A 25,167-nucleotide genomic window follows, 5' to 3' on the forward strand; every position below is an offset into this window, starting at 1 on the left:
CGCCTGCGATGTCGTAGTCTTCTTCATGGTGTTGCTTTCCTTTCGGTTTGATCACCCCGAGCCTACGGCTCAGGGAAAGCAACGCCACCCTTCAGGCAAACTTCAACATCAACCGGGACATCCCCTCGCGGCCCGGCTGCGGACTGTCAGATCGGCGCTGCTTTGGGGCTGCGCGGTTTGTGCCGGGTTCGGCCTGACCGCGATGGACGCCGCGGCGCAGGCGGTGATTACGCAGGAGCTGTCAGAACAGGATCAGGCGGCACAAGAACAGGCCGCATCGGGCTCTGCTGCCGTTTTGCGCGGCCTTGATAAGGTCAACGGGCGCACGGTGGATGCCGAGATCCCCGTCGGTGGCAGCGCAGAAATCCTGGGCCTGATCGTGACTTTGGGCGAATGCCGTTATCCTGCTGACAACCCGACCGGCGATGCCTATGCCTTCCTCACCGTGCGCAGCCCGGCCAATGGCGAAGTCTTCTTTGAAGGCTGGATGATCGCCTCAAGCCCGGCGCTGAACGCACTGGATCACAACCGCTATGACGTCTGGGTCATCCGCTGCAAAAGCGAGTGAGGCGTCGGTGTCTGCGGGCGGGTGAAATCGCCACTCCCTTCCATGGCGTCGCGTAATTGCCGCCGATAGGCCGCACGGCTGATCTCGATCGCGCCGAGTGAGGCCAGATGATCGGTCAGGAACTGAGTGTCGCACAGAACAAATCCGCCTTGCCGCAGCCGGTCCACCAGGTATGCCAGCGCCACCTTTGATGCATCCCGTTGGCGCGAGAACATGCTTTCGCCAAAGAACGCCGCGCCGAGCGACACCCCATAGACGCCTCCAACCAGTTCATCGCCATGCCGCACCTCAAGGGAATGCGCATGGCCGATCCGGTGCAGATCCATGTAACGGTCGAAAATCTCGCCGTTGATCCAAGTATCCGGGCGGTCGGCGCAGCCCGCGACCACACCAGCGAAATCGCGGTTGATGGTGATCGAAAAGCCGCCGTTGCGGATGCGCTTGGCCAGCGAGCGGGAGATGTGAAACCCATCCAGAGGCAGGATACCGCGCCGTTTCGGATCAACCCAGAAGATCTCCGGATCGTCGCGGTGTTCTGACATGGGGAAGACGCCAACGGAATAGGCATGCAGCAAGAGTTCGGGCGTAAGGCTCATGCGGGTGCCCCCGGGGGCTTTGGTGGCTTCGGTCGTCTTGGTGGCCTTTTCCTTATTGGCAGGCCCTCAGGCGACAGGGCGGGCATTGACGCGCCCCGTCGCGATCATTTGCAGCCCGGCCCTTAGGCGGGCAGGTTTTCTTCCAGCCAGTGCTCCAGCCAGTGGATGTCATAATCCCCGGCCAGAACGTCACGCTCCTGCAGCAGGGCGTGGAACAGCGGAACGGTGGTGTCGATGCCATCGACGATCAGCTCACCCAGCGCGCGGCTGAGACGCGCCAGCGCCTCGGGCCGGTCGCGGCCGTGCACGATCAGTTTCCCGATCAGGCTGTCGTAATAGGGCGGGATCGAATAGCCGTCATAGAGCGCCGAATCCATCCGCACACCGAGACCACCGGGCGCGTGGAACGCGGTGATCTTGCCGGGGCAGGGGGTGAAGTTCGGCAGTTTCTCAGCGTTGATCCGCACTTCGATGGCATGGCCATTGATCTGCAGATCGTCCTGACCAAAGGACAACGGCTGACCCGAGGCAACGCGGATCTGTTCGCGCACCAGATCGACACCGAAAATACCTTCGGTCACCGGATGTTCCACCTGCAGGCGGGTGTTCATCTCGATGAAGTAGAACTCGCCGTCCTCGTAAAGGAATTCGACCGTACCAGCGCCGGAATAGCCCATCTTTCCGATGGCGTCGGCGCAGATCTTGCCGATGCGGGCGCGTTCTTCCGGGCTGATCGAGGGGCCGGGGGCCTCTTCGAAAACCTTCTGGTGGCGTCGCTGCAGCGAGCAGTCGCGCTCGGCCAGATGCAGGCCGGTGCCCTTGCCGTCGCCAAAGACCTGGACCTCGATATGACGCGGTTTCTGGAGGTATTTCTCCATGTAGACTTCGTCATTGCCAAAGGCCGCCTTGGCTTCGGAGCGGGCGGTGGAAAAGGCCATTTCCAGCTCGGCTTCGTTCTTGGCCACCTTCATGCCGCGACCACCGCCACCAGCGGTAGCTTTGATGATCACGGGATAGCCCATGTCGGCCGCAGCCGCCTTGGCCGTGGCCAGATCCGGCACGCCGCCCTCAGAGCCCGGCACCACGGGGATGCCCAACTCCTTGGCGGTTTCCTTGGCGGTGATCTTGTCGCCCATGATGCGGATATGCGCTGCCGAGGGGCCGATGAAGGTCAGCCCGTGATCCTCGACGATCTGCACGAAGTTGGCGTTTTCCGACAGGAAGCCATAACCGGGGTGAATCGCCTGGGCGCCGGTGATCTCACAGGCCGAGATGATCGCCGGGATCGACAGATAGCTTTGGTTGCCGGCGGGCGGGCCAATGCAAACCGACTCATCCGCCATGCGCACGTGCATCGCATCGGCATCGGCGGTGGAATGCACCGCGACGGACTGGATGCCCATCTCTCGGCAGGCCCGGATTACGCGCAGGGCGATCTCGCCGCGGTTGGCAATCAGGATCTTGTCAAACATGCTGGATCCTTACTCGACGATGACCAGGGGGGATCCGAACTCCACGGCGGCGCCGTCTTCGACCAGAATGCGCTTCACCGTGCCGGATTTCGGCGCGGGGATGTGGTTCATCGTCTTCATCGCTTCGACGATCAGCAGGGTGTCTCCTTCCTGGACGCTGTCACCGACCTTGATGAAGGAGGGCGCGCCGGGTTCGGGCTGCAGATAGACGGTGCCAACCATGGGCGAGGTCACCGCGCCGGGGTGGCTGGCGGGGTCTTCTGCGGCTTCCGGTGCCGGAGCTGCAGCAGCTGCCGGGGCGGGGGCCGGTGCCGCTGCGGGCGCGGCCGCGACGGCTTGCACCGGAGCAGGGGCGGCGACGGTTTGCCGCGAAACCCGCACGTTCAGGCTGTCATCTTCACCGTAGTCCCGTTTGACCTGCAGTTCGGTCAGGTCGTTTTCGCGCAGCAGTTCCGCCAGCGCCTTGATGAATGCCACGTCAGCTTCGTGAGATTTTTCTGTCATTTTGTCCTCAGCCGGTTCCGACAGGCCTGCGAAGATGTCGCAGGCTGGAAATTAGAGCGCTTATAGGCCAAGCTTTACCACAAGGAAAGCGCTGCCGATCATGCGCGGTCTATTAGCGCCAACATGGGGGCGTCGCGCGGGATTCGCAATTGCAGAGGGGCCTGTGATTGGCCAAAGGCAGCTGTCGCGGCCTCTTAAAGGCTCATAATGGCATCCCGGTCAGCTTGGCCACCAGTTCGGGCAGTTTGCGAGCGCCGAACTTTTCCAGAAGGTGCGCCCGGTGGGTTTCGATGGTGCGGTAGGACAGGTTCAGTTTGGCGCCAATTTCCTTGGCCGACAGGCCCTTGCAGGTCAGAATGGCAACTTCGCGCTCGCGCGGGGTCAGGCTGACCACCGGGCGGTCGTCCGAGATATCGGCAAAGGACCAGATACCGGTCTGAAACGGCGCCTCTGGCGAAACGGACCGCCCGCGCACCCGGCACCAGAAGAGTTCTCCTGATCGGCGGCGCATGATGCGTTCGTCGCTATAGCTGCCGGTGCGGTGCTCTTCCTCCTGCAGAAGGGCGCCGATGCGGCGGAATTCTTCCTGCGTGGGATAAAGATCCGCGATCAGCATGTCGTCATAGTCGGCTGGCTCCCCGCCAAAGGTCGCGGCGAACTGGAGATTGCAGCGTTTGATCACACGGCGTTCCAGCACGGCGAGGCCGACGGGCGCATGGCTAAAGGCGATATCTGTCATGACCTCTATTAACCGGGTATTTTTGCGGAATTGAAGAGGCCGGGGCCGCATGGAAATGTATTTCTGCCGCTCAACAGGGCGCGCTATGGGAGGATTAGCATGAATATCGGAATGTGGCTGGCCCGTCAGGCTGCGGCGGGCGGGGACCGTCCTGCCTTGTTTCTGGGGCGCGATCAGGTGGCGGATTACGGCAACTTTCACCAAAAGGCCGCGCAGGTTGCGGGCTGGCTGGTCTCGCAAGGGGTAGAGCCAGGGGACCGCGTTGCGATCTTCATGAAGAATTGCCCGGACTACCTGATCGCCCTTTTCGGGATCTGGTATGCTGGGGCCGCGGCGGTGCCGGTCAACGCAAAACTCCACGGGCGCGAGGCGGCCTATATCCTGGAAAACTCCGGCACCCGGCTGGTCTTTGCCTCGGCTGGTCTGGATACGGCCCTGCGCGAGGCCGGGTTGACGCTTGATATCGTGGATTTTTCCGGCGCAGACGGGGCCGCCGTGCTGGCTGCGGATCCTGTGACTGCGCCGGTCCGGCGGGCACCGCAGGATCTGGCCTGGCTGTTCTACACATCGGGGACCACCGGCAGGCCCAAGGGGGTGATGATCACCCACCGGATGCTGGTGACGGTCTCGCTGGCCTATCTCAACGATGTGGATGCGGCCAGCGCTGAGGATCAGATCCTCTATGCCGCCCCGATGAGCCACGGCGCAGGCCTTTATGCCATGCTGCACGTGCTGGTCGGCGCCGCGCACGTTTGCCCGCCGTCGGGGGGATTTGAACCGCATGAGATTTTCGATCTGGCCGAGCATTTTGGCCGCGTGCAGATGTTCGCGGCGCCTACCATGGTGACGCGCATGACCGCGCAGGCCAAGGCGGCAGGACGCAGCGGACGCGGCCTGCGCACGGTCGTCTACGCGGGCGGCCCGATGTATCTGGCGGATATCATCGAGGCGGTCGATCATTTCGGTCCGGTCTTTGTACAGATCTACGGACAGGGCGAATGCCCGATGGGGATCACCGCGCTCAGCCGTCATGACGTGATCGACCGCAGCCATCCCGAATGGCGCGCCCGGCTGGCTGGTGTGGGCCGCGCCCAAAGCCCGGTCGAGGTGCAAATTGGATCATCGGATGGCACACCGCTGTCGCCGGGAGAGGTCGGGGAAATCATGGTGCGTGGCGATGCGGTGATGCCGGGCTACTGGAACAATGAGACCGCCACCGCAGAAACGCTCAAAGACGGCTGGCTGATGACCGGGGACATGGGCGTCATGGATGCGGCGGGCTATCTGACGCTGCAGGACCGCTCCAAGGATATGATCATCACCGGCGGGTCGAACGTCTACCCGCGAGAGGTCGAAGAGGTGCTGCTGATGCACCCGGATGTGCAGGAGGTCTCGGTCGTGGGGCGCAGGCACGCGGACTGGGGCGAGGAGGTGGTGGCCTTTATCGTGGGGACAGCACCCGAGGCAGAGCTGGATGCGCTCTGCAACGACCAGATCGCCCGGTTCAAGCGGCCCAAGGCCTATATCCGCACGGCGGAGCTGCCCAAGAACAACTACGGCAAGGTCCTGAAGACCGAGCTGCGCAAAATGCTGGAGGAAAACGCATGACAGATCTGAGTGGAAAGACGGCGCTGGTAACGGGGTCGGTTCAGGGGATCGGCCTTGCCATCGCAAAGGAACTGGCGGGCGCGGGCGCCCGTATCGCGGTGCATGGCATCGCCGATGAAGCAACCGCGCAGGCGGCGACGGAGGCCCTGCAGGAGGCCGGGGCACCCGAGGCGCGATTCTTTGCTGGGGACCTGAGCCAGCCGGAAGAGATCGACGCGTTGATGAGCGCCGTTGCGGACTGGGGCGGCGCCGATATCGTGGTGAACAATGCCGGCATCCAGAAAACCGCGCCTTTGGCCGAGATGCCGCGCGAGACCTGGGATGCGATCCTAGCGGTCAACCTGTCCGCGGCGTTTCACATCATGCAGGCGGCGCTGCCGGGCATGGCGGCGCGCGGATTTGGCCGGGTGATCAATATCGCCTCGGTCCACGGGTTGGTCGCCAGCAAGGACAAGGCGCCTTATGTGGCTGCGAAATTCGGTCTTGTTGGTCTCAGCCGGGTGGCGGCGCTGGAATATGCCGATCAGGGCAGCCGGGACACCGGCGGTGTGACGGTGAATTGCATCTGTCCGGGCTGGACCGAAACCGCGATCATCGAACCGCAGGTGGCGGCGCGGGCAGCGCAGATGGGCGGTGATAGGGAGGCGGGGATTGCCGATCTTCTGTCCGAAAAACAGCCTAGCAAACGGCTGTCGGATCCATCGGAAATCGGTGCGCTGGCGCTGTGGCTCTGCGCTCCGGTGGCGCATAACGTCACCGGCACCGCCATTCCGGTTGATGGCGGCTGGACCGCGCAGTAGGCGCCAAAATGCACTGTCCCGGATGCGCCGGTCAGCCCGATTTGGCCAGCGGTTCCGGGGCGGTGTCCTTGCCGTGACCCATCAGCGTGTCGATCAGGAGGCTCATCAACTCGGCGCGGTTGCCGCTGCCGGATTTGCGGTAGATGGCATTGAGCTGCGCCTTGACGGTGCCTTCGGCGCTGCCGCGCATCTGGGCGATTTCGCCAGTGCTCAGCCCCTTGACCAGAAAGGTCGCCACATCCCGTTCTGCCGGGGTCAGGTTCCAGGTGGAAAACTCGGTATCGATGACTTCCTGAATGGCGCCCTGCGCGCTCTTCAGGCTTTGCTCCAGATGCGCCTTGCGCCGCAAGAGCCACATCAGGATACGGACTTCGACTACGATGGCGGCGATCAGGCCAAAGGTGGCAATCGCCTCGATCGCCGCGTGCCGCCCTTCGGTATTCATCGCGCCGGGCATCAGAAGATCGGCAATGATATCACCCAGAAAGATCGCCGCGCAGATGGACTGCACGACGATCAGGGCGATCAGAACGGAGGGTTGGGCCGGGTCAAATCTGCTGTTGGTCACTGTTGGGTCTCCGGGGGACTCGTCGGTAGGTCCTTGTACCCCGAGACCATGGAGCGCGCCAGATTGACCCTTGTGCGGCGGCTTTCATAGATCACCGCAGCGATATGCAGCACGACCGAGATTTCGGCCCAGGTGACCAGTGCTTCGTGCAGCTCTTCGGGCCATTCGATGCCCCAGAACATGTCGGTGGTCATCAGATAGCCGGTGAGACCGATGCCAAGGATCGTCAGCAGCAGGTTGTAGATCATCAGGGCGCCAAGCGGCGTATGGCCCCGGTGCGGACGCACCCGCCCAGTGGCAATATCCGTCAGCTGCCCGACAGCGCCCGAGAAACTGGGGGGGAAACTGGAAAACCGGGCATAACGGCTGCCAATCACCCCCCAGAGTATGCGCACCCCGATCAGGCCAACGATCACGTACCCCAATACCTCGTGAATCCTCTCGTCCGGATCGGTCAGCAGCGCATTAGCGGCGAACAGAATGACAAGTGACCAGTGAAACAGACGGATCAGCGGATCCCAGACATAGTGACGTTGCATGAGGGTCTCCCAATCGAATGGATGCGGCATTTGGTCGGGCGGAGCGGTACGTGCATCCCGGCTCCGCCCGGGCTGACTTTAGTCTTCCTTGACGCGGATGATTTCCATCTTGTCGTTCAGATAGATCTCCAGCTTTTTGCCGTCTTTCAGGGCGTAGGCCTCGTACATGCCGTCTTCGGATTCGATCTTGCGCACCTCATAGCCCTGTTCGGTCAGTGTGGCGCGGATCTGCGCTTCGACTTCAGCGCTGGGCTTGCCATCCGAGGCCAGCGCCGCGACGGGCAGCGACAGAGGCAGGACAAGGGCGAGGGCCAGGATGCGGGCAGAAGGTTTGAACATGATAAGTCTCCTTGATGTGACAGTCTGATGTGACTGCGGCACGCCATGCGGGCCGTGGTGGACATATCGGAGCGGGCAGGGCGGATCTGGAATAGATCGCGGGATGGATGCGGAGGCTAAACCGGGCGCGTATAACCCTGGTTTATGCAGGTTTTTGCGCTATTTCCCTGCTGCGAAAAAAAAAGACCGGCTCCGAGGGGAACCGGTCTTGAGGTAACCGCACCAGTCACAACACCAGTGCGACGGGGAGAATTGAGATCAGATCGCCAGATATTCGGCGCGCAGCTCGGCGTTTTCCAGAACCTCGGAGGCGGTGCCGTCAAAGACGATCCCGCCGGTGTCCAGAATGACCGCCCGGTCGGCAAGTTCCAGCGCGCGCACCGCGTTCTGTTCCACCAGAATCGTGGTCATGCCCTGCTCCTTGATGTGGATGAGAGTCTTTTCGATCTCGTCCACGATGACCGGCGCGAGGCCTTCATAGGGTTCATCTAGCAGCAGCACCTTGATGTCCCGGGCCAGTGCGCGGGCAATGGCGAGCATCTGCTGCTCACCCCCCGAAAGGGTCACGCCTTCCTGCTTGCGCCGTTCACCAAGGCGCGGGAACAGGTCGTAAAGGCGCTCGATGGACCAGCCGATGGGCGGTGCGATCTGTGCCAACTGCAGGTTTTCCTCGACCGTCAGGCCGGGGATGATGCGCCTGTCCTCGGGTACCAGACCCAGACCAGCAGCGGCCGCTTCATGGCTTTCCATCTTGTGCAGCGGCTGGTGGTCCAGCCAGATCTCGCCCTGGGTGACCAAGGGGCTGCCGGTGCGGGCGATCGACCGCAGGGTCGATGTCTTGCCCGCGCCGTTGCGGCCCAGCAGGGCAAGGATTTCGCCTTCGTGGACGTTAAAGTTGATGCCCTGCACGATGTAGCTTTCGCCGTAATAGGCGTGCATGTCCCAGACTGACAGGAAGGCCGGAGCCGTTGTCGCCTGATTGGCGTTCTTGGAGAAATCCGGTTTGACGTTCATCTCTGTTTCTCCTTATGCGCTTTCGCCCAAGTACGCTTCGCGCACCTTGGGGTTGCCACGGATGTTCTGCGGATCGTCTTCGACCAGCGGCGTGCCCTGCGCCAGAACCGTGATCCGGTTGGCCAGGCTGAACACCACATGCATGTCGTGTTCGATGATGGCGATGGTGATGTCGCGCTCGTCCGAGATCTGTTTCAAGAGATCGATGGTGTTGTTGGTGTCGGCCCGCGCCATGCCTGCGGTGGGTTCATCCAGCAGCAAGAGGCGGGGTTCCTGAGACAGGCACATGCCGATCTCAAGACGCCGTTTGTCGCCGCGCGACATGGCGGCGGCATGCATGTGCCGCTTGTCCGCCATGTTCATTTCCACCAGCATCTGCTCGGCCTTTTCCAGCACATCCTTCTGCTTGGCGACCGAGGCGATGGCGTTCAGTTCGAACGCCCCGTCCCGTTTGGCAAAGCAGGGGATCAGCATGTTTTCCAATACGGTGAGATCGCCAAAGATCTCGGGCGTCTGGAACACGCGGGAAATGCCCATCTGGTTGATCTCATATGGCGCCCGGCCCAGCACCGACTGACCGTCGAACATGACCGATCCGGTGTCTGGGATCAGCTTGCCCACCAGGCAGTTCAGCAGGGTGGATTTGCCCGCCCCGTTTGGGCCGATGATGGCGTGAACGGAGTTTTCCTTGACGCTGAGGTTCACATCCGACAGCGCCTGAAGGCCGCCGAACCGTTTGCCCACCTTTTTGACTTCGAGGATACCCATTGATCCTGTCTCCTTATTCCGCAGGTTCGGTTTTTTTGCTGGCCGAGCTGTCCTTGGACTTGCGCCCTTTGAACCAGCCTGCAATGCGCTGCCCGCCTTCGACGAGGCCACCCGGCAGGAAGATCACCACCAGCATGAACAGGATGCCCAGCGTCAGGTGCCAGCCTTTGCCGATGAAGGGGTGGACGATGAAGACCATGAAGTCCTCGATCCCGTCGGGCATAAAGCTGAACCAGCTGTGCAGAACGTTGTCGTTGATCTTCGAAAAGATGTTTTCGAAGTATTTGATGAAGCCCGCGCCCAGAACCGGACCGATCAGCGTGCCGGCACCCCCGAGGATGGTCATCAGAACCACCTCACCCGAGGCGGTCCACTGCATGCGCTCGGCGCCTGCCAGCGGGTCCATCGAAGCCATCAGGCCACCAGCAAGGCCGGCGTACATGCCCGAGATCACAAAGGCAGCCAGGGTGTAGGGGCGGGTGTTGAGGCCAGTGTAGTTCATCCGTTGCTGGTTCGATTTCACCGCCCGCAGCATCATGCCAAAGGGCGAGCGGAAGATGCGGATCGCCAGATAGAAGGAGGCCAGCATAACGAGCGCGCACAGGTAGTAGCCCGCGTTGAACTGGAAGGCCCAGGGACCCACCGCCATTTCAAAGGTCGAGCGCATCTCCATCCCGAAGAAGTTTGTCACGGGGATTGAGCCGTCCGCGGTGGCAGAGACACCCAGAACGCGCGGGTCTTCCAGCGTCAGCTGCAGGCCGGTTTCACCGTTGGTGATCGGCGTCAGCACCGAATAGGCCAGGTTGAACGACATCTGCGCAAAGGCCAGCGTCAGGATCGAGAAGTAGATGCCCGAGCGGCGCAGGGACACAAATCCGATCAGCAGCGCGAACAGCCCCGCTATGATCACCGACAGGATGATGGCCGGGACGACGTTCATGCTCAGGAGCTTGAACATCCAGACCGCCGAGTAGGAGCCCACCCCCAGAAAAGCCGCGTGGCCAAAGGAGAGGTAGCCGGTGAGGCCGAAGAGAATGTTGAACCCGATTGCGAAGATCCCAAAGATCACGAAACGCTGCATCAGGTCAGGATAGCCCGCGTTGAACTGCGCCATGGCGCTGTCTGCCGGGAAGGGGTTCAGGATGAATGGTGCGCACAGGGCCAGGATGGCGACCAGCAGCAGCATTCGAGTGTCTTTTTTGTCCAGTCCGAACATGTGCTTAGTCCTCCATCACGCCTTTGCGGCCCATCAGGCCCCGCGGGCGGGTGAGCAGAATGATGATCGCGACCACATAGATGATGATCTGGTCGATGCCGGGGAGAATGGATTTGATTTCATTCATCGAAGCAAAGCTTTCGAGAACCCCCAGAAGGAAGCCGGCCAGAACGGCGCCGGGCAGGGAGCCCATGCCGCCCACAACCACAACCACGAAGCTGAGAACCAGGAAGTCCATGCCCATGTGGTAGTTGGGAGAGTTGATCGGCGTGTACATCACACCGGCAAGTCCCGCGACCGCAGCGGCAATACCAAACATGATGGTAAAGCGGCGGTCGATGTTGATGCCCAGAAGGCCGACGGTTTCCCGGTCTGCCATCCCGGCGCGCACAACCATGCCGAAGGTGGTGAATTGAAGGAAGCTGAAGATGCCACCGATGATCACCACCGCAAAGAAGAAGTAGACCACGCGCCAGACCGGATAGACGATGTCCATGCCGATGACCGCGCCGAGATTCACAACGCCGTTCAGTGCCTCGGGGGCCGGGGTCTGGATCGGGTTCGCGCCATAGAAATACTTGACGATTTCCTGCAGCACGATGGCCAGGCCAAAGGTCACGAGGATCTGGTCCGCATGTTCGCGCTTGTAGAAATGCTTGATCAGCCCGCGTTCCATCACGTAGCCGACGAAGATCATGATCGGGATCGCAAACAGGATCGCCAGCGGCACCGCCCAGTCGATGATTGCACCGCCCACCTCGGGGCCGAACCAGGATTCAACATACGGCGTCTTGACCTTCAGCGGGTTGCCAAGGAAGTCTTTCTGGCTTTCGTCGACGGTCTCAAAGCTGAGGTTCAGAATGCGCTGCAGGGTCACGGCGCAGAAGGCGCCGATCATGAACAATGCGCCGTGGGCGAAGTTCACAACGCCCAGCGTGCCGAAAATGAGTGTCAAACCCAGCGCGATCAGCGCATAGGCCGAGCCTTTGTCCAGCCCGTTCAAGATTTGCAATAGGATTGCGTCCATAGTCCCCACCTTCGGGTTCTTCAGTATGGAAGTGATAGAGTCCGACCGTTCGCGGGACGAGCCCCGGGGTTCTGTGCGGAGGCGCTCCGCATGGCAGATGAATGGACGGACGTTTCTGAAAGGGGCCGGGCGCAAGACGCGCCCGGCTTTTCACTCGGATCAGGCGCCCGGGTTGCAGGTGCCAAGGGCACCGCCTGCAAACATCGGGTGATCCGGCGGATAGGTAACCTGAGCGGCCGGGGTGACCTCGACAACTTCCAAGAGGTCGAACTCGGAGGTCGGGTTCTCTTTCCCGCGCACAACCAGAACGTCTTTGAAGCACTGGTGATCTTCGGCGCGATACAGCGTCTTGCCGTTGCCCAGACCGTCAAATTCGAAGCCTTCCAGAGCCTCGGCCACGCCGCAGGGGTTGAAGGTGCCTGCGCGCTCGCATGCATCTGCATAAAGCAGGGTCTGGCAGTAAACGGTATGCGCCGCCTGGCTGGGCGGGAAGCCGTATTTGGTGCCGAAGGACTGCACGAAGGCTTTCGATGCATCGTCCTGCAGCGACCAGTGCCAGTTGGTGGAACCGTGAATGCCCTTCACGTTTTCGCCGGCGCCTTTCGCCATCAGGCGCGAGTAGAGCGGAACGACGATTTCGAACTGCTTGCCGTTGACGATCTTGTCGCGCAGGCCGAACTGAACCGCGTTGGTCAGCGAGTTCACCATGTTGCCGCCATAGTGGTTCAGAACCAGAACGTCGGCGCCGGAGTTCAGAACCGGGGCGATATAGGACGAGAAGTCGGTCGCGGCCAGCGGCGTGCGTACCTTGTTAACGGTGTTCCAGCCCAGGGCCTCGGTCGCGGCTGCGATCGATTCTTCCTGGGTCCAGCCCCAGGTGTAGTCGGCGGTCAGGTGATAGGCGTTACGGTCGGTGCCATAGAGGTTCTTCAGCACCGGCGCCAGCGCGGCACCCGACATGTAACCGTTAAAGAAGTGACGGAAGCCGTTGGCTTTCTTGTCTTTACCGGTGGTGTCGTTGGAGTGGGTCAGACCCGCCATGAAGATCACGCCGGCTTCCTGGCATAGGCCTTGAACCGCGATGGCCACGCCCGAGGACGAGCCGCCGGTGATCATCACTGCACCGTCTTTTTCGATCATCGACTTGGCCGATGCGCGGGCTGCGTCAGATTTGGTCTGGGTGTCGCCGGTGACGAATTTGACTTCCTTGCCCAGGATGCCGTTCCCTTTCAGCGCCTTCGAGCTGAAGGTGTTCATCATGCCGCCGTCGCCGCCACCGTTCAGGTGCTCGACTGCCAGCTGGTATGCGCGCAGCTCGTCTGCGCCCTCATCGGCGTAGGGGCCGGTCTGCGGCACGTTGAAGCCGAGCGTGACGGTGCTGCCGGTCGGCTCGTTGGTGTAAGCGGCTGCGGACGACGCAGTGAAGATCGTCGGAAGCGCAACGCCAGCGCCCATCATGGCACCGGACTTCAGTACCCCGCGACGCGAGACATCAGATTTGGACATGTAATCCTCCCTTAAGATTTTAACGCCTAGCAGCTCCTCACTTCCGCTCGGCGTCGGCACGGTTTTCGTGCAAAATCAGTATGAGGGCAGCTTGTAAAATCGCGCAATAAATCCCTTGTAAAGCAGACTTATTCTGTAAATAAATGAACAGTACTCCACGGCATTCTGTAAAGAAACTTATGCCGCGCCGCGGAAAGCCCTTGAAATAGCGGCCTTTTGGGAAAGACCTGTAAAATGGCACGTGACACTCTGACCGGCAGCAGAATCCGCGAACGGCGGCTCATCCTCGGGATGCGTCAGGCGGAACTTGCCCGCGCGGCCGGTATTTCGGCCTCATATCTCAATCTGATCGAACACAACAGGCGCAGAATCGGCGGCAAACTGCTGGTCGGGATCGCGCAGGTTCTGGGGGTTGAACCTTCGATGTTGAGCGAGGGCGCCGAAGCGGCGCTGATCGCCAGCCTGCGCGAAGCAGCAGCAGACAGCGGCGTGCCCGTGGCTGAGCTGGACCGGGCCGATGAATTCGCGGGTCGGTTCCCCGGCTGGGCCGAGGTGCTGGCGACAAGTCATCGCCGCATCGCCACGCTGGAGCGAACCGTGCAAACCCTGTCGGACCGGCTGACCCACGATCCGCATCTGGCGGCCTCGCTGCACGAGGTTCTGTCGACGGCTGCTGCGATCCGCTCGACCGCGTCGATCCTGGCGGAAACCGGCGAGCTGGAACCGGAATGGAGTGATCGGTTCCACAAGAACCTGAACGAGGATTCCCTGCGTCTGGCCGAAAGCAGCCGCGCCCTGGTGAGTTTCCTTGATGAAAGTAACACAAGCGCTGATCGGCGCGGGGTGCCGCATGAAGAGGCCGAGGCTTTCTTCCTCGCGCAGGGGTATCATTTCCCTGGGCTGGAAACCGGCACCGCCAGCCCGGAGGAGCTGGTGGCCCGGGCCCCTGAGCTGGTCAGCGATGCGGCAAGGCTGATCGCCCGCAGCGCACTGGAGCAATATCAGCGCGACGCGGTTGCACTGCCGCTGGACCCATTGCGGGCGGCGCTGGACAAGGGGGGCATTCGTCCCTCGGCCCTGGCCGCGCAGTTCGGCTGTGATCTGCCCACGGTGCTGCGCCGGGTTGGCCTGCTGCCGTTCGAAGTGCTGGGGCAGGAGGCTGGACTGGTGATCTGCGATGCCTCAGGCTCGATTCTGGTGCGCAAACCGGTGACCGGCTTTGCCTTGCCGCGCTTTGGCGCCTCTTGTCCGCTCTGGCCGATTTATACCGCGTTGGCGCGCCCGCACGTGCCGGTACGCCGCAACGTGGTGCAGCAGGGGCGCTCGGCGCTGGCGTTTAAATGTTTGGCGGTGGCATGGGATCATGTGACACCGGATTTCGACAGCGATCCACTCTATCACGCGGTGATGCTGATCCTGCCGCAAAGCGAAGTGCCGGAAGGCGCGCAACCTGTGGGCGCCAGCTGCCGGATCTGCCCGCGCCGGGGATGTCCGGCCCGCCGCGAGCCGTCGATCCTGAAGGAAGAGTTTTGACAGCTGCGGGGCTGCGCGGCTACTCTAACGTGAAACGGGCATGTGCGCCGGGACCGTTATGGGTCCGGGGAGCGGCGCTGGGAGGACCTTCTGCCAATGAGCAGACACGTAATTCTGATCGAGGATGAGCCGAATATCACTGAGGCGATCCGCTTTCTTCTGACGCGCGATGGCTGGCAGGTTGATGCCTACGCCGATGGGACCGGCGCTGTCGAGGTGATACGCGAGGCCCAGCCGGATCTGGTGATTCTGGACCTGATGCTACCGGGCAAAAGCGGGCTTGAGATCATCCGCGAGCTGCGTGAGGTCGACGGGTTTGCCTCCTTGCCGGTTCTGATGCTGACAGCCCGCGGCCAGATGAAGGACCGGGAAATGGCCGAACGCGCTGGCGTGACCCGGTTCATGACCAAGCCCTTTTCCAACTCCGAGGTTCTGACTGCGGTGCGGGACCTGCACGCTCAGGCCAGCCAGGGATGACCCCGAGCGGTCGGATTTGGCCCCCAACAGGAGGCAGCCTTGGCTGCCGCCCTGACCGGGGGCGATCATGATCCGGGGCGACGGGGCCGGGCGGCAGGATGAGATCTCTGCTCCCTTTGTCGAGCGGCGCACCTATCGCCGCCGCCGCCTGATGGATATTGCCCGGCTGTTGCCCATCCTGGGCGCCTTGCTGTTCCTGATGCCTTTGATGTGGCCCGACCCCGATCCCTATCCTGCGCCGGGCAGCCATGGGGGCATGGCGATGTCCTCTGCCATCATCTATATCTTTGTGGTCTGGGCGATCCTGATCGCGGTCAGCCTTGCCTTTGGAGAAGCGGTGCGCCGCTGGGCCGAACACTGGACCGCAGGCGGGCATTCCGAAGCTGAGCCCTATCAGGCACAGGGCGCGGCGGTTGGTTCTGGGACAGAGCAGGGCAGCGCAGAGGCTCCGCGCGACTGATGGCCTCTCTCAATGTTCTGGTCCTGGTCTGTTTTACCTATGTTGCGCTGCTATTTCTTGTGGCCTTTCTTGCGGACCGGATGGCCAGTCGGGGGCGCAGTGCCGCCTGGATGCGCTCGCCGCTGACCTATACGCTGTCACTGTCGATCTATTGCACCGCCTGGACCTTTTATGGCGCGGTGGGATACGCAGCGCGCTCGGGGCTGGAATTCATCACCATCTATCTGGGGCCGACGCTGGTCATGCTGGGCTGGTGGTGGGGGTTGCGCAAACTGGTGCGGGTCGGGCGCAGTCAGCGCGTCACCTCCATCGCGGACCTTTTGTCGGCGCGCTATGGCAAGTCCAATACGCTGGCCATCGGCGTGACCATCTTGGCCGTGATCGGGGTGACGCCATATATTTCACTGCAATTGCAGTCCATTACCCTGTCTTTTTCAATCTTCGCCGAGGCTGATCCCCTGCGCGGATATAACGAGACCAAGACGGTATTCTGGGTCTCGGCGGGCCTTGCCGTTTTTGCCATCCTGTTCGGTACCCGTAACCTCAATGCCAACGAGCGCCACCACGGGGTGGTGACGGCGATTGCGCTGGAGGCGGTGGTCAAGCTGGTCGCCCTGCTGGCAGTGGGGATCTTCGTGGTCTGGGGCATCGCTGGCGGGCTGCCAGAAACGTTTGCGCGGATTGATGCCTCGCGTATTGGCCAGTGGCAGGTGGACGGGGGCCGCTGGGCCACCATTACCTTCCTTGCCGCTGCCGCCTTTGTCTGCCTGCCGCGCATGTTTCAGGTCATGGTCGTCGAAAACGAGGACGAGCGTCATCTGCGCATAGCGGCCTGGGCATTTCCGACCTACCTGCTGCTCATGTCGATGTTCGTGGTGCCCATCGCCGCCATCGGGCTTGAGCTGCTGCCGACGGGGGCGAACCCGGATCTTTTCGTTCTGACGCTGCCGCTGCATCAGGGGCAGCAGAACCTTGCGATGCTGTCTTTCCTTGGCGGTTTTTCCTCGGCAACCTCAATGGTGATCGTCGCGGCTATGGCCCTGTCGACCATGGTGTCGAACCATATCGTGATGCCGATCTGGCTGCGGCTGCAGGGCGCGGCGGGGGCCTCGGTCTCGGGGGATGTGCGTGATGTGGTGCTGTTTACCCGCCGTGTGACCATCGCGGTGATCATGGCGCTGGGGTACTTCTATTACACGCTGTCCGGCGGCGGCGCGGCGTTGGCAGCGATCGGCCTGATTTCCTTTGCCGGGGTGGCGCAGATGCTGCCGGCGCTGGTGGGCGGCCTGTTCTGGCGCGGCGCCACCCGCAGCGGCGCCCTCGCAGGGCTGACCGTCGGCTTTGGCATCTGGGCCTATACCATACTGCTGCCGACCCTTGGCGGCGGTGTTCTGCCCGATGCGGTGCTGGCCGAAGGTCTGTTCGGCCTGTCCTGGCTGCGCCCGCACGCCCTTTTCGGGATCGAGGCGCTCGACCCCACGGTGCATGCCGTCCTTTGGTCCATTGGGCTCAATGCCGTGGTGTTCTGCATCGTGTCGCTGGCCAGTTTCCCGAGCCCGATGGAGCGGCTGCAGGGCGCGCAATTCGTCAATGTTTTCGATCACTCATCCGGCCCGCGCGGCTGGACCGGCTCGGTGGCGCAGAGCGAAGACCTGATGGTGATGTCGCAAAGGATCCTGGGCGCCACTGAGGCGCAGGCGTTCTTCCAGCGCGAACTGGCCCGGCAGGGCGGTCGGGGCAGCCTTCCAGAGCCGACGCCGGTGTTCCTTGAACGGCTGGAACGCGAGCTGAGCGCGTCGATCGGGGCCGCCGCAGCGCATGCTATGATCGGTCAGATCGTTGGGGGCTCTTCCGTTTCGGTTGAGGATCTTTTGGCGGTGGCGGATGAGACGGCGCAGATGCTGGAATATTCGAACCGTTTGGAAATGCAGTCTGCCGAATTGTCCAGGACGGCGCGCAAGCTGCGGGAAACCAACGAAAAACTGACGCAGATTTCACGCCAGAAGGATGCTTTCCTCAGCCAAGTCAGCCACGAATTGCGCACGCCGATGACCTCTATCCGGGCCTTTTCCGAAATCCTGCGGGACGATGATACCCTGGCGCAGGAGGGAAAGGCCCGATATGCGACCATCATCCATGACGAGGCGTTGCGGCTAACGCGCCTGCTGAACGACCTGCTGGATCTTAGCGTGCTGGAAAGCGGTCAGGTCAGCCTCAACATGACCCGCGGGACGCTGAAAGAGGTGCTGGACCATGCGGTTTCCACAGCTGTAGCGGGATTTGATACCCCGATGCAGGTGCTGCGGGATCCTGCAAGTGAAGATATTAAGATTTCATCGGATCTGGACCGGCTGGCGCAGGTCTTTATCAACCTGATCGCCAATGCCCAGAAATACTGCGATGCGGAACATCCGGAGCTGAGCATCCACGTGTCCCGCGAGGGCTCGCAGGTGCTGATCGATTTCATCGACAACGGCAGCGGCATTCCGCCCGAGTTCCAGCAGATGATTTTCGAGAAGTTTTCGAGGGTTAGCCCGGAGCGGGCTGGCGGAGCCGGGCTGGGGCTGGCGATCTGCCGCGAGATTGTGCAGCGGCTGGATGGCGATATTTCCTATCTTGCAGGCGCCTCTGGTGGCGCCTTCCGGGTAACCCTTTCCGGTATCCGTGAAAAAGCCGCATAAAGCCCAGAAATAAAGATCTTGGTAACCCTCCGTAGTCTAAAACAGAGACAACAGGCGCTAAGGGTTCAGGTTCACGACGTATGTCTGACACGACGACACAGGATTCGACAGGAAGCAAGCCAGGGGTTCTTGCCCGCAAGCTGGCGGCAACCAAAGAGGGGTCGGGAGCATTCAGCAGTTCGCTGACGCTCAAGGCGCTGAGGCGGTCGCTTGCGCGGGCAGCAGCCGAGCTGTGCGAACTGCCGCTTGCGGTTCTGGCCGCACGCCAGGTGAACCGTGCGTCTGACGAATTGCCCGAGATGCTGTCTGACAAGCATCTGTTGGTTGTTCTGGACGGCCCTGATGGCCGCCTTGGCGCTGCGACTATGGACGCCGCCCTCGTGACTGCTCTGATCCAGAAGCAGACCATCGGTCAGGTCATGGGGAAAACCCCTACAGAGCGGCATTACACACCGACCGATGCTGCGATGACGGCCGATTTCCTCGAAAGCGCCTTGAAAAAGGTGGTCGTGATGTTGGAAGGCCAATCCGACCAGGCCATCTTCTCTGGCTATCAGTTTGGCGCCCAAGTCGAGGACCTGCGCAGTCTGGCCCTGGGGCTTGAAGCCGACGATTATCGCGTTCTGACCCTGACTGTTGATCTGGCCATCGGCGCCATGCAGGGCGAATTGAACCTAATCCTGCCCGAACCCACGCCCGAGGAACTGGGCAAGGGGGGCGGCTCCGGTCCGTCGCTTGGGCGCAACCTTGGGGCCATGCGGGCCGAATTGTCCGCCGTTCTTTGCAAGATGCGGGTGCCGCTCAACGAATTTTCCGGACTTAAGACCGGCGATCTGCTGCCGCTGGATCAGGCATTCCTTTATGAAACAGATCTTCAGGCGGTGAGCGGTCAGTCGATCGCTCAAGGGCGCCTTGGGCAGTTGAATGGCGCGCGCGCGGTGCGCCTCAATCAGCCGCGCACCAAGCTGGTGAATGACATGGAAGCGGATCAAACCGGGTTTGCAGATGGTGTCGGGGCTGACGCCATGCCTGCCGCCGCTGACGAAATGCCCACGCTTGATCTTGGCATTGCAGCCGAGGATCTGCAGGACCCCCTGGACAGCGGCATGGGCGGCGGTGGTCTCGGTTCCGGTCTGGGTGGTGATTTCGATACCGGCGGTCTGGGCGATATGAACAACCTTGGTGGTGACCTCGGCTCCGATATGGGGGGAGATCTGGGTGCGGACCTGGAGAACGATTTTGCGGCGGCCCTTGGAGGAGGGGATCTTGGCGGCAACTTCGGCGGGGATCTGGGCGGTGGCCTCGGCGGCGATTTGCCCGCGTTGCCGGACACCGGCATGGATGAGTTCAACCCGGATGATGCTGCAGCGGAAATCTCCAAACTGGCTGGACTTGGCTCTGGCTGACAAGGCGATCACGGCAGGCGCAGTTGTACTGCGGTCTCCCGATCCGTTCGCAACAGGATGAGCAAAACACGAGCCCGGCATGTTTAGATGCCGGGTTTCGCTATTTGGGGCACTCCTCGCCACTGCTTGTAAATGCCAGGGGGGGGGGCATGATCCGCAGTTTGCCCGTCGATGCCAGAGCAATGAAAAAGACCCCAGCCGTAGGGCTGAGGTCTTTGAGTGTTGTGAGTGATGGTTTTAATAGTTGGGGGTGGGAAATATTCTTTGATCTGTCTCGCTTCGGCTCAGGACTTGCCCGCAGCCTCAAGCGCAGGACGCAAACCATCCAGCGCGTAGCCCGCTGCTGCGGTTTTGCCGAGGATCTCATCCGCCGACATCTCCTGCGCCTGACCCAGCGCCCAGACTACCGAAGAGCGGGTGCCCGATGCGCAATAGGCTAGCACCTGACCCTCGGCGCCTTCGTAGAGTTCACGCTGGCGCGCGACGTTTTCCGGCGTCATGGTCTGGTGGGTCAGCGGCAATTCTTCAAAGCGCAGCCCGGCAGCCTCGGCCGCAGCGCGGATTGCAGCGGCCTGATGGCTCGGCTGAACCTCGGAATCGGGGCGATTGCAGATCACCAGTTTGAAACCGGCTTCGGCGATTGCAGGAATGTCTTCGACCGAAATTTGCGGCGAGACGGCGTAGCGGGGCGTTATGTCACGAGCTTGCATGGGCAATCCTTTACGCCTTTGCGGCCATCCGGTCCAGTTGCACGCCGATCGGCGCCGAAGCCAGCATACCGGCCGACATGGCAGCAAGGAAAATCAGCCCACCCCAGCCGTTGTAGGTCAAAGACGCGAGTGCCGGCCCCGGGCACAGACCGGCCAAGCCCCAGCCCATGCCGAACAGGACCGAGCCGGTGATCAGCCGGTGATCCAGTTCCGGACGCGGAAGGGTCGGGAAATCGCCGCCCACCAGCGGTTTGCGGCCATGGGTCAGACGCCAGGCAAAGAACATCGGAATAACGGCGCCGCCCATCACGAAGGCCAGTGTCGGGTCCCAATTGCCAAAGACGTCCAGCCAGCCCTGCACCTTGGTGGTGTCGGTCATGCCGGAAATGAAAAGTCCGCCGCCAAACAGGCTGCCTGCGATAAGAGAAAGAAGAATACGCATCAGATCAGCCCCAGAACGTGACGGAAAATGGCCAGGGTCAGACCACCGGCCAGAATGTAGAAAACGGTGGCAACGATGCCGCGCAGGGACAGTCGGGAAATTCCGCATACCCCGTGGCCGGAGGTGCAGCCATTTGCGATACGGGTTCCGACGCCAACCAGAAGGCCGGCCGCAATGATCACACCAACATTGGTGGTCATATGGGTGTCGATCTCAACGTTATAGATCGGCCAGAGGATCAGCGGGGTGACGATCACGCCGACCAGAAAGGCCAGCCGTTCCCACAGGGTGTTCCAGCCGCTGCCATCGATGAGCCCGCCGAAAATACCGCTGGCGCCCATGATCCGGCCATTGCCCAAAAGGTAGACGGCACCGCCGAGGCCGATAATACCGCCTCCGACGAGGCCCCAGATCCAGTCTGTTTCCATTGTTCGCGTTTCCTTGGTGTTTGCGCTGCGGAAAATTCGTGCTCTCAGCGCCTGAATTGAAGATGCAGCGCCGGGCCAAAGGGCGGGGCGCTGCATCCGGGGTTCTGGTGTTAGATCTTGTTGACCGGGATTTTCAGGAAGACATCGCCCTGATCGTCCGGCTCGGGCATCTGGCCTGCGCGCATATTGACCTGCAGCGACGGCAGGATCAGCCGGGGCATGCCCAGCGTCGCGTCGCGGGCATCGCGCATCGACACGAAGTCTTCGATGCTTTTGCCCTGACCAATGTGAATATTCAGCGCTTTCTGCTCTCCGACCGTGGTTTCCCAGGCGTATTCGTCCCGGCCCGGCGCCTTGTAGTCGTGGCCGACGAAAATGCGGGTTTCATCGGGCAGGGCCAGGATCTTCTGGATCGAGTTGAACAGCGTTTCGGAAGAGCCGCCGGGGAAGTCGCAGCGTGCGGTGCCGAAATCGGGCATGAACAGCGTATCGCCGACAAAGGCGGCATCGCCGATAACATAGGTCAGGCAGGCCGGTGTGTGACCGGGGGTGTGCAGCACTTCGCCGCGCAGCTGGCCGATCATGAAGGTATCACCTTCCTTGAACAGCTGATCGAACTGGCTGCCGTCGCGCTGGAATTCGGTGCCTTCGTTGAAGACCTTGCCGAAGGTATCTTGGACGATGGTGATGTTCTCGCCGATACCGATCTTGCCGCCCAGGCGCTCTTGCAGATAGGGCGCGGCCGACAGGTGGTCGGCGTGCACGTGGCTTTCCAGGATCCACTCGGTTTTCAAACCTTCCGCAGTGATCCAGTCGATGATTTCATCCGCCGAGCTGGTGTCGGTCCGGCCTGCCGCATGATCGAAATCCAGAACCGAATCGATAATGGCACAGGCGCTGCCGTTGGGATCGCGGACAACATAGGAAACAGTATTGGTCGCTTCGTCGAAGAAGGCTTTGACGATAGGATTCATGATGGGGCTCTCCCTTGCGTTTCACTATACATATGTTGAAATCAGAATGTGTTTCAACCCTTCGCGTGTGGTTAACTTAGCTGTCCCGGCGGCAGGGCGGTGTTGATCTGGCTCAATCGCGTCTTGAACCGGGTCCTGTAGGGGCGCAAAACATCTATCCGGGACTGCTGTTTTTGCCGGTATTTTGGCCGATATTTTGCCTGTCTGCTGTGCAATTTGCCCGATATTGCGCCAACCTCCGCCGATGATGACTCAAATCAAGGAGTTTTGCTGTATTTCTGTTTCAAACCCCTGCCAGAATGTTCCGCACGACAGGGAGGATGAAACATGACAGACGCAGTTTTGCTGCAGAATGCGCAGCATCTTGAAAAACAGATTCGCACCGCGTCGGGTCCGACACGTGAACGGCTGGTGGATGAATTCTTCAGCGCGCTGACCCGGCTGCGCGCTTCGGGCTCGGCCATTCCAGGCACCCTGCGCCGGGTCAAGGCCAAGCTGGAAGAAGAAGCGGTGGAAGATCAGTTCGACAATATGCCGGTCTGAGCTGCCACCACGCGGAGCGGTCATTTCAAAACTTGTAAGCAACGAAAAAGCGGATCCTTGGTAGGGTCCGCTTCAGGCGTTTTGGAGGTTCTATTGCAGGGGGCCTTAGAGTGCGTGCAGGGAGTGCGCGCAGGGCAGGGGTCAGGACAGGAAAATTCCGACCATGACCAGCATCAGCCCGATCACCGACAGCAGCAAAGCGCCAAGGTTCAGCGGTAGCACGGATTGCACCACGGCGCGCAGCGCCTCGTCGTCCAGTTTCTGTCGCCGCGCCTTTGCGACGCGCAGGATGCACCAGACCAGCCCCAAGAGACCGCCCACGGACAGGGCCGCGCCCACCCAGACAAGGATTTCAAACATGCCAGTCTCCTGCGGTTTGCATGCTGCTGCGGGTAGCGGATTGGCCTTGTGGATGCAAGATGCTTGCAGGCAGAGGCGGGTATCAGGGCCCCGCGCAGCGCGCAAAACATCGCCCGAAGGCACGATGGCGGGCTTTCCCGGCTTGCGGTGATCAGGCCGGACCGCTATCCCCTTTTATCGACCGCAATGACATGCCTTGCTGACGGAGCCGCACATGGATCTGACCGAAGACGAAAAGAGTGAAAACTACCGGGTGACCGCCGGGGAACTGCGCCAGTTCATCGAACGTTTCGAACGTCTGGACGCAGAAAAGAAGGACATCGCCGAACAGCAAAAAGAGGTGATGGCCGAAGCCAAGGCGCGCGGCTATGACACCAAGGTCATGCGCAAAGTTATCGCCCTGCGCAAGCGGGACAAGGACGACATCGCCGAAGAAGAGGCGGTGCTGGACATGTATAAAGAAGCGCTTGGCATGTAACGGCCAGCCGCTTTGCAGATTGAGTTCTACCGCGCATCTCCTTTGGGTGCGCGGTTTTTCTTTGCTCCCTAGTATCAGCGCCGCAGGGCGCTGCACGGAAACCGCCTGTTATGCAAATCGCTTCAGGTATGAAATTTTAAGCTTGAAATACTTTGCGCGCTGGCGGATATTGCCAGCAGCACTGCAAACAGAACCGAATTGAGGAGACAGGCAATGCCCGCAATCAATGTGCACCCCGAAGGCTGGAAGCCGGCCAAGGGCTATGCCAATGGCATGGTCGCCGAGGGCAAACTGCTGTTCGTCGGTGGGCAGATCGGCTGGACCGCAGATCAGGTCTTTGAGGCCAAAGACTTTATCGGTCAGATGAGCCAGGCGCTGCGCAATATCCTCGATGTGGTCGAGACCGCAGGCGGCGCGGCCAGCGATATCACCCGGCTGACATGGTATGTCACCGACAAGGCGGAATATATGGCGCATCAGGCCGAAGTGGGCAAAGCCTACCGTGACGTGATGGGCTATCACTTCCCAGCCATGACGATGGTTGTGGTCTCGGCGCTGGTCGAGGATGAAGCCAAGGTCGAGATCGAAGCCACCGCGGTTCTTTCGGACTGATCCTTCGGCTGGGCCAGATGCCTTTGGTTTTTGGCCCGCCGACACACAATTTGGTGAATTCGGTTGGAAATTCCCCTAGGATACCCCAGATCTGTCCCCGACAGATGAGGGGAGTCACAGATGCGGATCAATGCCGATTTTTCACAGCGTGTCGCGGTTCACTTTGACGATATTCCCTGGGTGCAAAGCCCGGCTGCCGGGGTCGAGCGGAAGATGCTTGACCGGATCGGCGAGGAAGTCGCCCGCGCCACGACCATCGTGCGCTTTGCGCCGGGCTCATCCTTTTCCGCGCATACCCATGACGGCGGCGAGGAATACCTCGTGCTGGACGGCGTATTTCAGGACGAAACGGGGGACTTCCCGGTTGGTTCCTACGTGCGCAACCCGCCCACGTCCCGCCACGCGCCAGCGGCCGCAGATGGCGCGATGATCCTGGTGAAACTGCACCAGTTCGATCCCGAAGACCGCCAGACCGTTCATGTCGACACCACTGAGGCGCAGGATCCGCATCTGCCGCTTTACTCCGATCCGCACGAGGATGTGTGTCTGGTGAACTGGGCCCCCGGGCTGGAAGTCTCCTTCACGGCCGAGGGCGGCGCCGAGCTGTTTGTGCTGGAGGGAGCTTATCAGGATGGGGATGAAAACTTTGGCCGCTGGGACTGGCTGCGCCTGCCGCCGGGCGGGCAACTGGATGCCAAAGCGGGTCCAGATGGAGCGCGTGTCTGGATCAAATCGGGGCATCTGACCGAGATGGTGAAAAACTAAGCAAGCGTCTTTCATAATATAAATCAACAGCATG

29 protein-coding genes are annotated in these 25,167 nt (G+C 61.3%); 12 read left to right on the forward strand and 17 right to left on the reverse strand.

Features of this window, described 5'->3' with window-relative positions; genetic code table 11:
* Positions 1-202 precede the first annotated feature (202 nt).
* A complete protein-coding gene (locus AAFO90_RS05370) occupies positions 203-568 on the forward strand; it encodes a DUF2155 domain-containing protein (RefSeq protein WP_065273488.1) in 366 nt (121 codons plus the stop codon).
* Here the strand turns inward: AAFO90_RS05370 and aat are convergent.
* The 4 genes from aat to AAFO90_RS05390 all read right to left on the reverse strand — a co-directional run bounded on the left by aat (position 532) and on the right by AAFO90_RS05390 (position 3,879).
* Positions 532-1,164 carry a leucyl/phenylalanyl-tRNA--protein transferase gene (gene aat / locus AAFO90_RS05375; protein ID WP_347508770.1) on the reverse strand — a complete coding sequence of 211 codons (633 nt, stop codon included), beginning with the start codon at positions 1,162-1,164 and terminating at the stop codon, positions 532-534. The two genes, AAFO90_RS05370 and aat, sit on opposite strands and share 37 nt — an antisense overlap.
* A 122-nt stretch (positions 1,165-1,286) precedes the next feature.
* Positions 1,287-2,636, reverse strand: coding sequence for an acetyl-CoA carboxylase biotin carboxylase subunit (gene accC, locus AAFO90_RS05380; protein ID WP_347508771.1), 1,350 nt, complete (start codon positions 2,634-2,636; stop codon positions 1,287-1,289).
* A 9-nt stretch (positions 2,637-2,645) separates the two neighbouring features.
* Positions 2,646-3,140 (reverse strand): acetyl-CoA carboxylase biotin carboxyl carrier protein, encoded by a 495-nt coding sequence (accB, locus tag AAFO90_RS05385; RefSeq protein ID WP_347508772.1) that lies wholly within the window; start codon positions 3,138-3,140, stop codon positions 2,646-2,648.
* A 202-nt stretch (positions 3,141-3,342) separates the two neighbouring features.
* Positions 3,343-3,879 (reverse strand): LuxR C-terminal-related transcriptional regulator, encoded by a 537-nt coding sequence (locus tag AAFO90_RS05390; protein ID WP_347508773.1) that lies wholly within the window; start codon positions 3,877-3,879, stop codon positions 3,343-3,345.
* 99 nt (positions 3,880-3,978) lie between these two features.
* On the opposite strand from AAFO90_RS05390, the gene AAFO90_RS05395 reads away from it, so the two are divergent.
* Both AAFO90_RS05395 and AAFO90_RS05400 read left to right on the forward strand, forming a co-directional pair.
* Positions 3,979-5,487 (forward strand): AMP-binding protein, encoded by a 1,509-nt coding sequence (locus tag AAFO90_RS05395; protein ID WP_347508774.1) that lies wholly within the window; start codon positions 3,979-3,981, stop codon positions 5,485-5,487.
* Positions 5,484-6,287 carry a 3-hydroxybutyrate dehydrogenase gene (locus tag AAFO90_RS05400; protein WP_347508775.1) on the forward strand — a complete coding sequence of 268 codons (804 nt, stop codon included), beginning with the start codon at positions 5,484-5,486 and terminating at the stop codon, positions 6,285-6,287. Before AAFO90_RS05395 ends, AAFO90_RS05400 begins: the two co-directional genes overlap by 4 nt.
* A 31-nt stretch (positions 6,288-6,318) precedes the next feature.
* Here the strand turns inward: AAFO90_RS05400 and AAFO90_RS05405 are convergent, their stop codons facing one another.
* The 8 genes from AAFO90_RS05405 to AAFO90_RS05440 form a co-directional block, all read right to left on the reverse strand.
* On the reverse strand, positions 6,319-6,855 hold the full coding sequence (locus AAFO90_RS05405) for a helix-turn-helix transcriptional regulator (protein ID WP_274837208.1): 537 nt from the start codon (positions 6,853-6,855) through the stop codon (positions 6,319-6,321).
* Positions 6,852-7,394: a cytochrome b/b6 domain-containing protein gene (locus AAFO90_RS05410; RefSeq protein ID WP_065270549.1), complete on the reverse strand. Its 543-nt coding sequence runs from the start codon at positions 7,392-7,394 to the stop codon at positions 6,852-6,854. Before AAFO90_RS05410 ends, AAFO90_RS05405 begins: the two co-directional genes overlap by 4 nt.
* A 78-nt stretch (positions 7,395-7,472) precedes the next feature.
* Positions 7,473-7,733 (reverse strand): PepSY domain-containing protein, encoded by a 261-nt coding sequence (locus AAFO90_RS05415; protein WP_065270548.1) that lies wholly within the window; start codon positions 7,731-7,733, stop codon positions 7,473-7,475.
* A gap of 258 nt (positions 7,734-7,991) precedes the next feature.
* Positions 7,992-8,747, reverse strand: coding sequence for an ABC transporter ATP-binding protein (locus AAFO90_RS05420; protein ID WP_274837207.1), 756 nt, complete (start codon positions 8,745-8,747; stop codon positions 7,992-7,994).
* A gap of 12 nt (positions 8,748-8,759) precedes the next feature.
* Complete coding sequence (locus AAFO90_RS05425) at positions 8,760-9,515, reverse strand: ABC transporter ATP-binding protein (protein WP_347508776.1); 756 nt, start codon at positions 9,513-9,515, stop codon at positions 8,760-8,762.
* Positions 9,516-9,528: 13 nt separating this feature from the next.
* Positions 9,529-10,731 (reverse strand): branched-chain amino acid ABC transporter permease, encoded by a 1,203-nt coding sequence (locus AAFO90_RS05430; RefSeq protein ID WP_065270545.1) that lies wholly within the window; start codon positions 10,729-10,731, stop codon positions 9,529-9,531.
* A 4-nt stretch (positions 10,732-10,735) separates the two neighbouring features.
* Complete coding sequence (locus tag AAFO90_RS05435) at positions 10,736-11,758, reverse strand: branched-chain amino acid ABC transporter permease (protein WP_065270544.1); 1,023 nt, start codon at positions 11,756-11,758, stop codon at positions 10,736-10,738.
* A gap of 159 nt (positions 11,759-11,917) precedes the next feature.
* Complete coding sequence (locus AAFO90_RS05440) at positions 11,918-13,264, reverse strand: substrate-binding protein (protein ID WP_065270543.1); 1,347 nt, start codon at positions 13,262-13,264, stop codon at positions 11,918-11,920.
* Positions 13,265-13,498: 234 nt separating this feature from the next.
* Between AAFO90_RS05440 and AAFO90_RS05445 the strand changes: the two genes are divergently transcribed.
* From AAFO90_RS05445 to AAFO90_RS05465, 5 genes are all read left to right on the forward strand, one after another.
* Positions 13,499-14,797, forward strand: coding sequence for a short-chain fatty acyl-CoA regulator family protein (locus tag AAFO90_RS05445; RefSeq protein ID WP_347508777.1), 1,299 nt, complete (start codon positions 13,499-13,501; stop codon positions 14,795-14,797).
* A gap of 96 nt (positions 14,798-14,893) precedes the next feature.
* Entirely contained in the window at positions 14,894-15,274 is a 381-nt protein-coding gene (locus AAFO90_RS05450) for a response regulator (protein ID WP_065270541.1), read from the forward strand.
* A gap of 67 nt (positions 15,275-15,341) precedes the next feature.
* A complete protein-coding gene (locus tag AAFO90_RS05455) occupies positions 15,342-15,734 on the forward strand; it encodes a hypothetical protein (protein WP_347508778.1) in 393 nt (130 codons plus the stop codon).
* Positions 15,734-18,415 carry a sensor histidine kinase gene (locus tag AAFO90_RS05460; RefSeq protein ID WP_347508779.1) on the forward strand — a complete coding sequence of 894 codons (2,682 nt, stop codon included), beginning with the start codon at positions 15,734-15,736 and terminating at the stop codon, positions 18,413-18,415. Before AAFO90_RS05455 ends, AAFO90_RS05460 begins: the two co-directional genes overlap by 1 nt.
* An 80-nt stretch (positions 18,416-18,495) precedes the next feature.
* Positions 18,496-19,821 (forward strand): FliM/FliN family flagellar motor C-terminal domain-containing protein, encoded by a 1,326-nt coding sequence (locus AAFO90_RS05465; protein WP_347508780.1) that lies wholly within the window; start codon positions 18,496-18,498, stop codon positions 19,819-19,821.
* A 284-nt stretch (positions 19,822-20,105) separates the two neighbouring features.
* Here the strand turns inward: AAFO90_RS05465 and AAFO90_RS05470 are convergent, their stop codons facing one another.
* The 4 genes from AAFO90_RS05470 to AAFO90_RS05485 form a co-directional block, all read right to left on the reverse strand.
* Positions 20,106-20,531: a TIGR01244 family sulfur transferase gene (locus tag AAFO90_RS05470; protein ID WP_274833420.1), complete on the reverse strand. Its 426-nt coding sequence runs from the start codon at positions 20,529-20,531 to the stop codon at positions 20,106-20,108.
* A gap of 10 nt (positions 20,532-20,541) precedes the next feature.
* Positions 20,542-20,973, reverse strand: a complete 432-nt coding sequence (locus AAFO90_RS05475) for a DUF6691 family protein (RefSeq protein WP_065270536.1) — start codon at positions 20,971-20,973, stop codon at positions 20,542-20,544.
* Positions 20,973-21,401: a YeeE/YedE thiosulfate transporter family protein gene (locus AAFO90_RS05480; RefSeq protein ID WP_065270535.1), complete on the reverse strand. Its 429-nt coding sequence runs from the start codon at positions 21,399-21,401 to the stop codon at positions 20,973-20,975. The genes AAFO90_RS05475 and AAFO90_RS05480 overlap by 1 nt, the downstream gene beginning before the upstream one ends.
* 110 nt (positions 21,402-21,511) lie before the next feature.
* Positions 21,512-22,375 carry an MBL fold metallo-hydrolase gene (locus tag AAFO90_RS05485; RefSeq protein ID WP_274833421.1) on the reverse strand — a complete coding sequence of 288 codons (864 nt, stop codon included), beginning with the start codon at positions 22,373-22,375 and terminating at the stop codon, positions 21,512-21,514.
* 327 nt (positions 22,376-22,702) lie between these two features.
* Here AAFO90_RS05485 and AAFO90_RS05490 point away from each other — a divergent pair, with 327 nt between their 5' ends.
* Positions 22,703-22,918, forward strand: a complete 216-nt coding sequence (locus AAFO90_RS05490) for a hypothetical protein (protein WP_274829045.1) — start codon at positions 22,703-22,705, stop codon at positions 22,916-22,918.
* A gap of 141 nt (positions 22,919-23,059) precedes the next feature.
* Here AAFO90_RS05490 and AAFO90_RS05495 read toward each other — a convergent pair whose 3' ends face one another.
* Positions 23,060-23,278, reverse strand: a complete 219-nt coding sequence (locus AAFO90_RS05495) for a hypothetical protein (RefSeq protein ID WP_065270532.1) — start codon at positions 23,276-23,278, stop codon at positions 23,060-23,062.
* 214 nt (positions 23,279-23,492) lie between these two features.
* On the opposite strand from AAFO90_RS05495, the gene AAFO90_RS05500 reads away from it, so the two are divergent.
* The 3 genes from AAFO90_RS05500 (at position 23,493) to AAFO90_RS05510 (ending at position 25,133) form a co-directional block, all read left to right on the forward strand.
* Positions 23,493-23,756, forward strand: coding sequence for a DUF2312 domain-containing protein (locus AAFO90_RS05500; protein WP_065270531.1), 264 nt, complete (start codon positions 23,493-23,495; stop codon positions 23,754-23,756).
* Between the two features lie 213 nt (positions 23,757-23,969).
* Positions 23,970-24,368 carry a RidA family protein gene (locus AAFO90_RS05505; protein WP_347508782.1) on the forward strand — a complete coding sequence of 133 codons (399 nt, stop codon included), beginning with the start codon at positions 23,970-23,972 and terminating at the stop codon, positions 24,366-24,368.
* A gap of 120 nt (positions 24,369-24,488) precedes the next feature.
* Positions 24,489-25,133: a cupin domain-containing protein gene (locus AAFO90_RS05510; protein WP_347508783.1), complete on the forward strand. Its 645-nt coding sequence runs from the start codon at positions 24,489-24,491 to the stop codon at positions 25,131-25,133.
* The last annotated feature ends 34 nt before the right edge of the window (positions 25,134-25,167 follow it).

Origin of the sequence: Phaeobacter sp. CAU 1743 (genome assembly GCF_039839315.1) — a bacterium.
Classification (GTDB): Bacteria; Pseudomonadota; Alphaproteobacteria; order Rhodobacterales; family Rhodobacteraceae; genus Phycobacter; species Phycobacter gallaeciensis_A.

Coding starts and splice junctions, on each gene's coding strand:
- AAFO90_RS05485 (WP_274833421.1), bottom strand. CDS start 22,375: ATGAATCCTATCGTCAAAGCCTTCTTCGACGAAGCGACCAATACTGTT.
- AAFO90_RS05370 (WP_065273488.1), top strand. CDS start 203: ATGGACGCCGCGGCGCAGGCGGTGATTACGCAGGAGCTGTCAGAACAG.
- AAFO90_RS05465 (WP_347508780.1), top strand. CDS start 18,496: ATGTCTGACACGACGACACAGGATTCGACAGGAAGCAAGCCAGGGGTT.
- aat (WP_347508770.1), bottom strand. CDS start 1,164: ATGAGCCTTACGCCCGAACTCTTGCTGCATGCCTATTCCGTTGGCGTC.
- AAFO90_RS05460 (WP_347508779.1), top strand. CDS start 15,734: ATGGCCTCTCTCAATGTTCTGGTCCTGGTCTGTTTTACCTATGTTGCG.
- AAFO90_RS05395 (WP_347508774.1), top strand. CDS start 3,979: ATGAATATCGGAATGTGGCTGGCCCGTCAGGCTGCGGCGGGCGGGGAC.
- AAFO90_RS05400 (WP_347508775.1), top strand. CDS start 5,484: ATGACAGATCTGAGTGGAAAGACGGCGCTGGTAACGGGGTCGGTTCAG.
- accB (WP_347508772.1), bottom strand. CDS start 3,140: ATGACAGAAAAATCTCACGAAGCTGACGTGGCATTCATCAAGGCGCTG.
- AAFO90_RS05420 (WP_274837207.1), bottom strand. CDS start 8,747: ATGAACGTCAAACCGGATTTCTCCAAGAACGCCAATCAGGCGACAACG.
- AAFO90_RS05470 (WP_274833420.1), bottom strand. CDS start 20,531: ATGCAAGCTCGTGACATAACGCCCCGCTACGCCGTCTCGCCGCAAATT.
- AAFO90_RS05390 (WP_347508773.1), bottom strand. CDS start 3,879: ATGACAGATATCGCCTTTAGCCATGCGCCCGTCGGCCTCGCCGTGCTG.
- AAFO90_RS05505 (WP_347508782.1), top strand. CDS start 23,970: ATGCCCGCAATCAATGTGCACCCCGAAGGCTGGAAGCCGGCCAAGGGC.
- AAFO90_RS05480 (WP_065270535.1), bottom strand. CDS start 21,401: ATGGAAACAGACTGGATCTGGGGCCTCGTCGGAGGCGGTATTATCGGC.
- AAFO90_RS05475 (WP_065270536.1), bottom strand. CDS start 20,973: ATGCGTATTCTTCTTTCTCTTATCGCAGGCAGCCTGTTTGGCGGCGGA.
- AAFO90_RS05490 (WP_274829045.1), top strand. CDS start 22,703: ATGACAGACGCAGTTTTGCTGCAGAATGCGCAGCATCTTGAAAAACAG.
- AAFO90_RS05445 (WP_347508777.1), top strand. CDS start 13,499: ATGGCACGTGACACTCTGACCGGCAGCAGAATCCGCGAACGGCGGCTC.
- AAFO90_RS05450 (WP_065270541.1), top strand. CDS start 14,894: ATGAGCAGACACGTAATTCTGATCGAGGATGAGCCGAATATCACTGAG.
- AAFO90_RS05425 (WP_347508776.1), bottom strand. CDS start 9,515: ATGGGTATCCTCGAAGTCAAAAAGGTGGGCAAACGGTTCGGCGGCCTT.
- AAFO90_RS05455 (WP_347508778.1), top strand. CDS start 15,342: ATGATCCGGGGCGACGGGGCCGGGCGGCAGGATGAGATCTCTGCTCCC.
- AAFO90_RS05415 (WP_065270548.1), bottom strand. CDS start 7,733: ATGTTCAAACCTTCTGCCCGCATCCTGGCCCTCGCCCTTGTCCTGCCT.
- AAFO90_RS05435 (WP_065270544.1), bottom strand. CDS start 11,758: ATGGACGCAATCCTATTGCAAATCTTGAACGGGCTGGACAAAGGCTCG.
- AAFO90_RS05410 (WP_065270549.1), bottom strand. CDS start 7,394: ATGCAACGTCACTATGTCTGGGATCCGCTGATCCGTCTGTTTCACTGG.
- AAFO90_RS05440 (WP_065270543.1), bottom strand. CDS start 13,264: ATGTCCAAATCTGATGTCTCGCGTCGCGGGGTACTGAAGTCCGGTGCC.
- AAFO90_RS05510 (WP_347508783.1), top strand. CDS start 24,489: ATGCGGATCAATGCCGATTTTTCACAGCGTGTCGCGGTTCACTTTGAC.
- AAFO90_RS05500 (WP_065270531.1), top strand. CDS start 23,493: ATGGATCTGACCGAAGACGAAAAGAGTGAAAACTACCGGGTGACCGCC.
- AAFO90_RS05495 (WP_065270532.1), bottom strand. CDS start 23,278: ATGTTTGAAATCCTTGTCTGGGTGGGCGCGGCCCTGTCCGTGGGCGGT.
- accC (WP_347508771.1), bottom strand. CDS start 2,636: ATGTTTGACAAGATCCTGATTGCCAACCGCGGCGAGATCGCCCTGCGC.
- AAFO90_RS05430 (WP_065270545.1), bottom strand. CDS start 10,731: ATGTTCGGACTGGACAAAAAAGACACTCGAATGCTGCTGCTGGTCGCC.